General features: G+C 69.5%; 11 protein-coding genes. 3 read left to right on the top strand and 8 right to left on the bottom strand.

Features of this window, described 5'->3' with window-relative positions; all coding sequences use genetic code 11:
• Positions 1–186: urocanate hydratase (locus AB1609_09530; GenBank protein ID MEW6046703.1), on the top strand; the 186-nt coding region annotated here is incomplete at its 5' end.
• A 15-nt stretch (positions 187–201) separates the two neighbouring features.
• Here AB1609_09530 and AB1609_09525 read toward each other — a convergent pair.
• Together AB1609_09525 and AB1609_09520 are read right to left on the bottom strand one after the other, a co-directional pair.
• The gene (locus AB1609_09525) at positions 202–384 is read right to left on the bottom strand and encodes an enoyl-CoA hydratase-related protein (protein MEW6046702.1); all 183 of its coding nucleotides are present in this window, start codon (positions 382–384) and stop codon (positions 202–204) included.
• Positions 385–488: 104 nt separating this feature from the next.
• Positions 489–824 (bottom strand): DUF1360 domain-containing protein, encoded by a 336-nt coding sequence (locus tag AB1609_09520; GenBank protein ID MEW6046701.1) that lies wholly within the window; start codon positions 822–824, stop codon positions 489–491.
• A gap of 112 nt (positions 825–936) precedes the next feature.
• Here AB1609_09520 and AB1609_09515 point away from each other — a divergent pair, with 112 nt between their 5' ends.
• Both AB1609_09515 and AB1609_09510 read left to right on the top strand, forming a co-directional pair.
• Positions 937–2,391, top strand: coding sequence for a MurT ligase domain-containing protein (locus AB1609_09515; GenBank protein MEW6046700.1), 1,455 nt, complete (start codon positions 937–939; stop codon positions 2,389–2,391).
• Positions 2,360–3,184 (top strand): glutamine amidotransferase, encoded by an 825-nt coding sequence (locus AB1609_09510; protein MEW6046699.1) that lies wholly within the window; start codon positions 2,360–2,362, stop codon positions 3,182–3,184. Before AB1609_09515 ends, AB1609_09510 begins: the two co-directional genes overlap by 32 nt.
• A 28-nt stretch (positions 3,185–3,212) precedes the next feature.
• Here the strand turns inward: AB1609_09510 and AB1609_09505 are convergent, their stop codons facing one another.
• The 6 genes from AB1609_09505 to AB1609_09480 all read right to left on the bottom strand — a co-directional run.
• Positions 3,213–3,668, bottom strand: a complete 456-nt coding sequence (locus AB1609_09505) for a cupredoxin domain-containing protein (GenBank protein MEW6046698.1) — start codon at positions 3,666–3,668, stop codon at positions 3,213–3,215.
• Between the two features lie 31 nt (positions 3,669–3,699).
• Complete coding sequence (locus tag AB1609_09500) at positions 3,700–4,953, bottom strand: sulfite oxidase (GenBank protein ID MEW6046697.1); 1,254 nt, start codon at positions 4,951–4,953, stop codon at positions 3,700–3,702.
• 186 nt (positions 4,954–5,139) lie between these two features.
• Positions 5,140–6,846 carry a CocE/NonD family hydrolase gene (locus AB1609_09495; protein ID MEW6046696.1) on the bottom strand — a complete coding sequence of 569 codons (1,707 nt, stop codon included), beginning with the start codon at positions 6,844–6,846 and terminating at the stop codon, positions 5,140–5,142.
• A gap of 130 nt (positions 6,847–6,976) precedes the next feature.
• The gene (locus AB1609_09490) at positions 6,977–7,174 is read right to left on the bottom strand and encodes a hypothetical protein (GenBank protein MEW6046695.1); all 198 of its coding nucleotides are present in this window, start codon (positions 7,172–7,174) and stop codon (positions 6,977–6,979) included.
• 61 nt (positions 7,175–7,235) lie between these two features.
• A complete protein-coding gene (locus AB1609_09485) occupies positions 7,236–7,931 on the bottom strand; it encodes a response regulator transcription factor (protein MEW6046694.1) in 696 nt (231 codons plus the stop codon).
• Positions 7,932–8,971 (bottom strand): GAF domain-containing sensor histidine kinase (locus tag AB1609_09480; protein MEW6046693.1); only part of this gene is annotated, 1,040 nt, incomplete at its 5' end.

Raw genomic sequence — 8,971 nt, 5'->3', positions numbered from 1 at the left:
ATCGGGTACTCGCTCCACGCCGGGATGGTGGTCGTGGCCGACGGCACCGACGACGCCGCCCGGCGGCTTTCGCGGGTGCTGACGACCGATCCGGGGCTGGGCGTGGTGCGCCACGCCGACGCCGGCTACGAGAAGGCCATCGAGACCGCCCGCCGCACGGGCATCAAGATGCCGATGCCGGATTGAGGCGGCCGGCAGTTGTCAGCGGGCGCGAAAGCGGGCCGACCGGGCGGCGATGGCCAGATCGCACGCCTCGACCAGGTTCAAGCCGCCGCCGAAGGCCGCGCCGTTAACGGCAGCGATCACCGGAAGGTCGATACCGGTGATGGCCCGGTGGAGGGCGATTAAGGCATGGCCGAAGCGTACGACGTCCAAGGCCGACACGCTTTGAACTCACCGTAGCTTCAGGCCAGGCCACCGTATGGGAACGCCTCCCCTTTCAGGATTGCCCTGCTCCCGAACACGCCGTACACCGTCTTCACGTACCATCAGCGGCGCGGCAGGATGAGGGACTCGACGAACGCCTGGCCGCCGGCGACGGCCAGGATGAGCAGGACGGTCCTCACGAGCAGGCTCGGGAAGGCGGCGTAGAGAAGGACCAGGGCGGCCGAAACCCAGACGCCGGTGCACCAGTAGCACGTCACAAGCGCCACGAACCACGCCCGGGCGCGCCCCATGCTGGCAGGGTCGGCCCGAAGGGGATCCCTTCCGCCCGCCACCCACCGGCGCAACGGCTCGGTGATGCTGTCCAACACCACCAGGTGCGTCAGCCGGAAGCTCGCCAGGATCAGGACGGCCAGTTCCAGCCAGCCTATCCCCATCATGCGGCCTGGACCCTCTCCGGGGCGCGGTGCACCGCGCCGTCCCATAGTATGCGCCCCAGCATCGGCGCGCCCGTTCGGGCGGATACTGGATGTCGGGAGAACAGACAACAGAGTGGATCGGGCTGGGCGGTGGCAGGACATGTCGGTGGACGGCGTCAGCCGTGAGGCGCTGGTGGCCCTGTGGGCCGGCAAACTGGCCATGCTGGTCAGCCGGAGCCTCGGCCGCGGTGGCACCACCTGGCCCGGAAGGCTCGCGACCGCCCTTGAGCCGCGCCTCTTGGACAGGCTCGCCAGGGTTCCGGCACGCGGGGCGGTCGTCATCACAGGCACCAACGGCAAGACCACGACAGCGCTGCTCCTGAGCAGCATCGCGAGGGCAAGCGGGCTGCAGGTGGTACACAATCTGGCCGGCGCGAACATGTCGAGCGGCATCGTATCGGCCTTCCTCGAGAACGTGAGCTGGCGGGGGCAGGGGCGAGGCGACCTGGCCGTGCTCGAGGTCGACGAGGGGTCGCTGACGGGAGTCGCGCCCGCCGTCCGGCCCAAAGCCGTGGTGGTGACGAACTTCTTCCGCGACCAGCTTGACCGGTACGGCGAGGTGGACGGCACCGTCCGGCAGGTCCGGGACGGGGTTGAGCGCTGCGGGGCAGGAACGCAGCTTGTCCTTTGCGCGGACGACCCTCTCGGCGTTTCCCTTTCCGAGGCTCGGGTGCCCCTGAATGGATCCGCACCGTGGCTTTACTTCGGCCTCGAACTTCCGGCCGCCGACGGCGCCTCCGCCCACCTCACCGCCGACGGGTCGCAGTGCGTGCGGTGCGGGTCCCCCTACCACTACCAACGGCTCTACTACTCGCACCTCGGCCACTACGCCTGCTCAGCGTGCGGACATGCCCGGCCCGCCCCGGCCGTCTACGCCCGGGAGGCCCAAACCGAGGCCGACGGAACCACCCGCTTCGAACTCGTGACGCCCGCGGGAAGCCGCACCTGCCGCCTGAAGCTCCCCGGCCTCCACAACCTCTACAATGCGCTGGCCGCCGCTGCCGGCGGCCTGGCACTGGGGTTCGAGGTCGACCGCATCGTGGAGGGCATCGAGAGCGCCAGTACGCCCTTCGGGCGCATGGAGCCGTTCAGCGTGGCCGGGAGGGCCGTCGTGGTGGCCCTGGTCAAAAATCCCAGCGGGTTCAACGAAATCATCCGGACCATCCGGAGCCGGCCGGGGCCGTACCACGTGGTTTTCGCGCTCAACGACCTGGCCGCCGACGGCCGGGACGTTTCGTGGATCTGGGACGTGGACTTCGAACAACTGGCGTCGCCGGGCTCGGGCGAACTGGCCTGGGCCATCTGTTCCGGAAGGCGCGCCCAGGACATGGCCGTGCGGCTCAAGTATGCGGGCGTCGTGCCGGAGCGCCTGGTGGTCGAGCCGGCCATTGACAGGGCGCTTCGCCGGGGCGTTCGCCTCCTGCCGCCGGGGCAGACGCTCTTCGTCCTGCCCACGTACACCGCCATGCTGTCCGCAAGAAGGGTGCTGGCCCTCGATGCTCTTCCACGAGCAAGCGCAGGCCGTTGAAGGCGGCCCTCCCCGTGAAGCGGCCGCAAGCTGTCGCCCGAAGCTCTCCATTCTCAGCCTCTACCCCGAACTCCTGAACGTTTACGGCGACCGGGGCAACGTCCTCAGTCTGGTGCAACGGGCGCGCTGGCACGGCATCGAGCCGGCCGTCACCGAAGCGGGGCTGGGGACGGACGTGGACGCGGGGCAGTTTGACCTGGTGGTGCTCGGAGGCGGGCAGGACCGGGCCCAGCGGGCCATCGCGGAGGATCTGCGCCGCTACAAAGGCCCGTCCCTGGCGGCGGCCATCGAAGAGGGGCTGCCGGTGCTGGCCGTCTGCGCCGCGTACCAGCTCATGGGGCACTTCTACCGCACCGCCGACGGGTACGAGATCCCCGGCCTGGGGATCTTCGCCGTCTGGACCGAAGCGGGAAAGGGCCGGCTCATCGGCGACATCGCGGTCCAGGCAGAACTCCCGGGCCGCAGGCTCACCCTGGTCGGCTTCGAAAACCACGGCGGCCGAACCCACCTCGGCCCCGGGGCGCGCCCGCTAGGCCGGGTGTTGCGGGGCCACGGCAACAACGGCACGGACCGGACGGAAGGCGTGGTTTACCGCTCGGCCATCGGCACCTACCTGCACGGCAGCCTGCTTCCCAAAAACCCAGAACTGGCCGACTGGCTGCTGCAGGCGGCCCTGGATCGCCGCTACGGCGGTTCCGTGCGGCTGGGCCGCCTGGACGACCGGATCGAAGCGCGGGCCCGCAGCGTGCTCCTGCGCAGGCTGCTGGGCCCGCCCTTCTTGCGGCTCTCTTAGACCCGGCAGCACCTCTCGGGTCTTCTCGCTATTTCACCTGCAGGGCAAGGATCATGCCCAGATCCGTGTGGCCGGGGTAGGTGCAGATGATCGTGTACTCCCCGGGTTGGAGTCTCACCCGGACTTCCTGGGTCTCCCCCGCGGCGAGCACGGGGATCTCCGCCAGTATCCTCTGGTTCTTGTCCCAGATGATGAAGTTGTGCTCGATGGCACCCGCGTTGGTTACCCTGAAGACGATCTCGCCCGCCCCGACGACGAGGGTGCCGTGCCCCGATCCGGACGCGGGCGCCTTGAGTTGTACGTCGCCCTGCGGCTCAAACTTGAACTCCAACGTGTGGATGGAGATGGTTGCGGGTGCACGCGCGGCCTCGGCGTACCGGGTCAGCAACGCCGCCACACCCATGATGGAAACGGCCCAGGCGAGCGCTGCTGCTACCGCCGCTGTGAAGAGCCGCCTGCAAGATAGCCTGGTCGTCTCAAGCATCGCTGGTGTTGCCTTCTTTCGCCAGGTTGCGTCACGCCACGGTGACCGGGTGGCCCACCACCGCATTGTAGAGGTAGCCCTGATCGTTCCACGGGACGCGGTCGGGCTGGGTGTTGCCCTTCTCGTCCGTGGCGCGCACGCGGATCGTGTACTGGCCGGGGGCGGCGTCCCAGGCGAAGTCCCACCGAACCCACGCCCTCGCGATGTCGGGCTCGTGCAAGCGCGCCTCGCTCCACGTCTTGCCGCCGTCCAGGCTGTACTCGACCCTGGCGATGCGGCCGAACGGCGACCACGAACGGCCCCGGATCAGGTGGTAGCCCGCAGGAAGCTTTGCGGGCCAGGCGAGTTCGAGGGCGCTCTTGACGCTCTGGTAGGAAAGGACGGGGCCTTTGGCCGGTGGGTTCGGCTGGTAGTCAGGCCCGATGAGAACATAGCTCTCGGTGTTCCACGCGGAAAAGAGGGGTTCCTCGGAGACCTCGATACGGCCCACCCACTTGATGTTGGCCACGCCAATCCAGCCGGGGGTGAGCACCCGCACGGGGAAGCCGTGGTCCGGGGGCAGCGGCTGGCCGTTCATGGCGTAGACGAGGAGCGTGTCCTCTTCGAGGGCCTTCGCCACCGGCATAGGGCGGCGGACGCGCAGTTCGTCCAGCCCCTCGGGCATCACGTCGCGGGCCGTCGGCTTGAGGCCGGCGCGGTCGAGCACCTCCGCGAGGGGAACCCCCGTCCACTCCGCTACACCGATGGCGCCGAGCTTCCACTGGGTGCCCTGGGCCTTGCGGCCGTAGGCGGCCTCGAAGAAGCTGCGGCCGTTGCCGGCGCACTCGACGTAGCGGATGACCGAGACCGAGGACATGGCCAGAAGGTCGTCGTAGGTGAGTTCGAGGGGGCGGCGGACGCCCGAGCCCTCCACCCGCAGCCGCCAGGTGGAAACGTCGATGCGGGCGGTGCGGGTGTGGTTGCGGACGAAGAAGAGCTCGTTGGGGACGAGATACCCCCGCCCGTACATGGCCTCCCAGCGCATCTCCTTATTGCTGCTGAAGTCGATGAAGAGTTCCGGCGGGGTGGGCTTGAGCACGAGGTCGTCGGAGGCGGAGGCGGCGCGGGCGCGCTGCAACGCCCGTGGCCAGAGGCCGGCGAGCGCCAGGGACGCGCTGCCCGCGGCCATCATCTGCAGGAGGCGGCGGCGCGAGACGCCCAGGTCGCGGGCGCGGCGCCAGAGGAACTCGTCGGTTCGCAGCGCGTCGTAAGCGCGTTCATCCGTGAGCGAACGCTCTTCGGCCATCGACAATTTGGATCCCTTCCCTCCAGGGTGGGGTGGCTCCCCCTATTTCGACGGTGCGAACCGCCTTTCCTTCATCCCTCGCCCCTCCATCCGCGCGAGTGCGCCCGTGCGTGATCGCTCGCAGAGAAGTGGCGGTACATGCGGCCATCCGGCTCATAACGTCCGGCCACCGGCTCCGGACGCGGACTACCTGGGAATCGCCGCGGGGATGATCGGCAGGATGACACACGAGGGGTGCTCCCGGTCGTGGTAGACGGTTTGGTGGGCCACGACCATCCTCGTCTCGGCGGCAAGGTCGCCCCCGGTGTTCAAGTTGCGGTCGTACTTGGGAAAGGCGCTGGAGGAGATTTCGAGGCGGATGGCGTGGCCTTTCTTGAACACCTGCGAGGTATTCCAGAGGTCGATGGTGAGCGGGTAGATGCGCCCCGGCTCCATCCACACCACCCGGTCCATCCCCTCCCGGTAGCGGCAGCGCACGATCCCGTCGCACAACCTCTGCGCAAAGCCGTTCGGCCACACGTCCAGCAGTTTTGCGGTGAAATCGGTGTCCACGGCGGACGAGGAGGCGTAAAGCTCGACCCTTATCGGCCCCGTCACCTCCACGTCCTCGGCCAGCGGCGGCGTGGTGTACACCAGCACGTCGTCCCGGCGCTCCACCGCTGAGTAGTCGTCAGGGCCTCCGATCTGGCTGGACGTCGGCTCCGTGATGAACGGCACCGGCCGGGCCGGGTCGTAGTCGTAGCTGTCCGGCGGTTCGTCGCCGGGCAGGTCGGTGGAGAGCAGGCCGTCGCCGAACCGGCTGTTCGCCCGCCCTGCGCTGTGCAGGTAATAGCGCGTCCAGCGCGTTCGCTCAAGCGGCCACTCGTGCTCGTCCCGCCAGCGGTTCGCCCCCATCACGAAGATGCGCACCGGCGGCTCGTCCATGATGCGGCTGTCGATGCCCTTGAGCCAGTAATCGAACCAGCGCAGCTGGTACTTGCGGAGGTCGATGACGGCGGACGGCCCGAAGTCCACCTCGCCGAGCTTCGTCGTGGTGTTCACCCGGTGGGCCCACGGGCCCATCAGCAGCTTCTGAGAGCGGCGGGCGGCCTCGGTGCGGCCGTGGCGGGTCATCCCGATGAAGTTGAGGGGTGTGCCGATCTGTTCGTCGTCGTACCAGCCGGAGATGTGCAGAACCGGCACGTCCACCTCGTGGAACCGGTTCTGGTAGCAGAGCGGGCGCCAGTAGTCGTCAAGGGTCTGGTGCGCCAGCGCCTCCCGCCAGTCGGGCATGTGCCGGCCGAGCTTCTCGTCCATCGTGGCAAGCGGCAGGTGCTCGTAAATCTTCATCCAGTCGATGGATTCGGCGTTCTGCAAAACCCGGCCGCTCGTCATGTGCCGCCAGCAGACGTGCATGGGGCCTTCCGTTCCGATGGGCATTTCCACGAACGGGTCGGAAGGAGTGACGAGCACCACCATGCACCGCAGGTGCGGCGGGCGCAGAACGGCGGTCAGCCACTGGATGCGCCCGAGGTAGGAACCGCCCATGGTGCCGACGTTGCCGTCGCACCAGGGCTGCGCCGCGCACCACTCGATGGCGTCGTGGCCGTCCGGGCCGTCGTTGCGGTACGGGACGAAGGCGCCCTCGGAGTCGCCCCGGCCCCGCACGTCCATCCAGACCACGGAGTAACCTCGGGTGGCAAAGTAGGTGGCAAGTTCGAAGGCCTCCTTGGATGTCTTCAGGTAAGGCGTCCTCAGCAGGATGGCCGGGAAACGGCCGGCGGAAGACGGGCGGTAGACGTCCGCCGAAAGCGTGATGCCGTCCCGCATCGGCACGCGCACGTCGAAGTCGACGCGCACCTCGTGCTCGGGCTTCGAGCACGGCACGTCCACGTCGAACAGCGACTCCGCCATCTCCTCACCCTGTCCTTTCCTTCCAGCCCGCGCACGGGCACGGAGCCCGGACCGACTGACCGTCGGTCACTGACTGACGGTCAGTCACCCATCCCAATACCCCATTGCGGGGAACCGGACCTGCCAGCCGCTACGATGGACGGATCTCCTGGTCTGCGTCGGCCAGTTCGGGCTCCGCGCCCGAGCACAGGGCCGGGTCGAGGTGCAGGGCGGGCCAGCCAATCACGCGCCGCAGGGCCTCTCCCTCGGGCATGGCCGCCGCCAACAGTTCCACGAAGCGCACAAGCGCCTCAGGCCAGCGCGCCGGCCCCGAACTCATGCGTTCCATGCGTGGAGCCCTACCGGCCACCCTCGCTCTCGGGCCAGATCCGGCCGTACCCTGCCCGGCGTCATGGGTGCCTCGAGCGCACGGCGAGAAGGGCGGCCTGCGTCCGGTCCAGGACCTCCAGCTTGCGCAGGATGCTGGTCACGTGGGACTTCACCGTCGCCTCGGACAGGTAGAGGCGGCGAGCGATCTCGGCGTTGCTCAGGCCCTCGGCCAGGTACCCGAGAACCTCGCGCTCCCGAGCCGTGAGCCGGTCCAGGGGCGACGGCTCGTGGGGGCGAGTGGCCTGGCGCACCACCGCGCCGGCCACGGTCGAACTCAGGTACACCTGGCCTCCCGCGACGGCCCGCACGGCCCGGATGAGTTCGTCGGGTGTCACGTCCTTGAGCAGGTAGCCGGCCGCCCCGGCTTCAAGGGCCGGCAGAAGCTTGTCTTCGTCTGAGAAGCTGGTGAGCGCAAGGCAGCGTACCTGCGGCGCCCGCTCTCGCAGGCGGCGGATGGCCTCGATCCCGTGCGCGGCCGCGGCCGGCGGGCTCCCGGAGAGCCCAGCCGGCGCCTCCACCGGCATCACCAGGTCCATCAGCACCACATCGGGCCCGCACGCCTCAGCCGCCCGGACAACCTCACCGGCACTTCCCGCCTCACCCACGACCTCGACGTCGGGGTGCGTGCCCAGGAACATGCGCAGCCCCGTTCGCACCACCGCGTGATCGTCGGCGATGAGAACCCGGATCCGCCGCTCTTCCGCCGCTTCCCCCACTCACACCACCGCCCCGGATGCTGCGAAAACGGCGCCGTCGCCTCCCGGACCGCCGGTGGGCACCCATGCGCTGACCAGCGTCCCTGCGCCCGGGCGTGAACGTAACCGCAGCCTGCCGCCCGCCAGGCGGCAACGTTCCCCCATGATGGAAAGCCCCTGGCCGCCCGACGTCCTGGCCTTGCGCACGTCAAAGCCTGCACCATCGTCCCGCACGCTCAGGGCCAGCCCGCCGCCGGAGGCCGCAAGCCGAACCCGCACCAGGCGGGGTGCCCCGTGCTTCAGGGCGTTGTGGACGGCCTCCTGGGTGACCCTCACCAGCGCCTCGAAGGCTGCCTCGCCCATCAGGGCCGACTCGTCCAGCGGGCCTGTCACGAACCGCACCTCCGTCCCGACCCGACCGGCCAGCGGGTGCGACTGCACCATCCCGGCCAGCGCGGCCTTCAACTCACCGGCGTATCGCGGCCCGGCCGGCGCCAGGCGAAGCTCCTGGACGAGCCGCCGCATCTCCTGGAGGGCGGTGCGGGCGCGCCGCTCCGCCTCTTCCAGGGCGTCGCCCGCCGCTGCGTGCTGGCCCGCGTGCAGGTGCTCCCGGCCGGCCGCCAGGAGCATGCTCAGGGAGAAGAGGTTCTGGCTCACGGCGTCATGCAGGTCCCGGGAAAGGCGCTGGCGCTCTTCGAGCCGCGCCAGTTCCCTGGTGCGGGAGACGATCCTGGCATTCTCAAGAGCAAGGGCCAGGTGGTCCGCCAGGGAACTCAGGGCGTCCTGCTCTGCAGGCGGCCAGGCGCGTGGAGCCTCCCGCTCCAGCAGCACGGCGGCGAGCGTGCGTCCACCGAACGTCACGGGCAGCGTGGCCCGGCTCCCCGCCTGCGGCAGCGCTCCCGAACCCGATCTCAGCCCCCGCCGGCCGTTGACTCTGACGTGCCCGAAGTGGGCCCGGCCGAACCGCCACGAAAGCCAGAGCAGCGTCCGCTCCGGCACAGGCCTTCCTGCCGACCACGACGCGTCCGGAACGGCCGGAGGACGGGTGGCCACCGCCGCCA

Source organism: Bacillota bacterium, assembly GCA_040754675.1.
Taxonomy (GTDB): Bacteria; Bacillota; Limnochordia; order Limnochordales; family Geochordaceae; genus Geochorda.
Note: the sequence above shows the minus strand (reverse complement) of the source record. Positions and strands in the feature narration are given on the sequence as shown.